The organism is Curtobacterium sp. B8 (assembly GCF_000333315.1).
Classification (GTDB): Bacteria; Actinomycetota; Actinomycetes; order Actinomycetales; family Microbacteriaceae; genus Curtobacterium; species Curtobacterium luteum.
On record NZ_BACW01000088.1, the window covers coordinates 1 to 1307 of the forward strand.

1 protein-coding gene is annotated in these 1307 nt (G+C 74.0%); it reads right to left on the minus strand.

The features are described from left to right. Window positions 1–953: PP2C family protein-serine/threonine phosphatase (locus tag I59_RS18945; RefSeq protein WP_022902519.1), on the minus strand; the 953-nt coding region annotated here is incomplete at its 3' end. Window positions 954–1307 lie beyond the last annotated feature (354 nt).

Consider the following 1307-nt stretch of genomic DNA (forward strand, 5'->3'; position numbering starts at 1 on the left):
ATCCGGCCGTGGAAGCACGTGGTGAACTGCGCGCTCACCATGTCGACCGAACCGGTGCTGAGGCCCGCGGAGGTCAACCGGAACGCCAGCGCGGGATCCGGCTCCTCCAGACTGCTGCGGATGACGGCGCGGACGGCTGCGGCGATCATGCCGGCGCCGACGCCCTTGCCCATCACGTCGCCGAGCGTGAAGCCGACGCCGCCGTCCGGCGTCGGGTACCAGTCGTAGAAGTCGCCACCGACCGTGCGGGCGGGGACGCAGGTGCCCGCGACGCGGACCGCGGAGGGGAGGCCGCGGCCGTCGACGGGCTGGAGCGACCGCTGGACGATCGCGGCCTGGGTGACCTCGGCCTCGGCGACCCGGCGCGAGCGCTGCGCGACGGTGAGCTGCTGCAGGGACCGGCGTGAGAGCTCGTTGACGACGGCCGCGGCCGCGCCGAAGGTGACGACCACGATCACGAGTCGCACGGCCTCGCTCGCGGGGAACACCCGCCCCGGGGCGAGGAGCAGGGGCAGGAGGAGCGTGAGGACCGTGCCCGCCAGTGGGACGAGCACGCGCCAGCGCCCGTGACCGGCAGCGATCCAGATCACCGGGAGGATGATGATCGCCAGGAACACCGACCGCGACTCGCCGGTGCCGAATCGCAGGAGCCCGACCGCCACGAAGTCGAGCAGCGGGATGACGATCTCGGCGCGGACCAGCCGGCTCGTCCTCACCATCAGGGCGGCGAACGCGAGCAGCACGACCGCGAGACCGGCACCGGTCCACATCGCCACCGCGTCGGTGATCGTCAGCCAGACGGGGAGGAGGCTGCTGGCAGCGGCGGCGCCGACGATCAGGGCGGCGACCAGGGCCTGCTTCGCGAGCGGCTCCCATCCAGCACGGAGGCCGGACAGCACGATCGGGCCGGTGTCCGTGGCCCGGACGGTCCGACGGGGTGGTGCCTGCGTCAATCCCGCTCCTGTCCACGGCCGCCCCGGTGACGAGCGGCGATCCCTCGGACCACCGTACCCAACCCACACGTGTCGGGAGCGCGCGTCGCCTTCGGAGGTCCCGTGACCGCGGTGGACGCCCGCCGCACCGGGCCGCCGCCGGTCCGACGGAGCCGCACCGTGCCTCCAGGCCGGCTGCACCGAGCGCGGACCTGCGCCCTCCGCACAGCGCAGCGGGTGCCGGGTCGCTCTCGCGATCCGGCACCCGCTGTGCTCACTCGACGCCCGCCGTGACGTGCGCCGAGGCGTCCTCAGCCGATCGAGACGGCCGTCCAGGAGACGGGCGGCAGCTCGATCGTGACCGTGTCGCCCTCG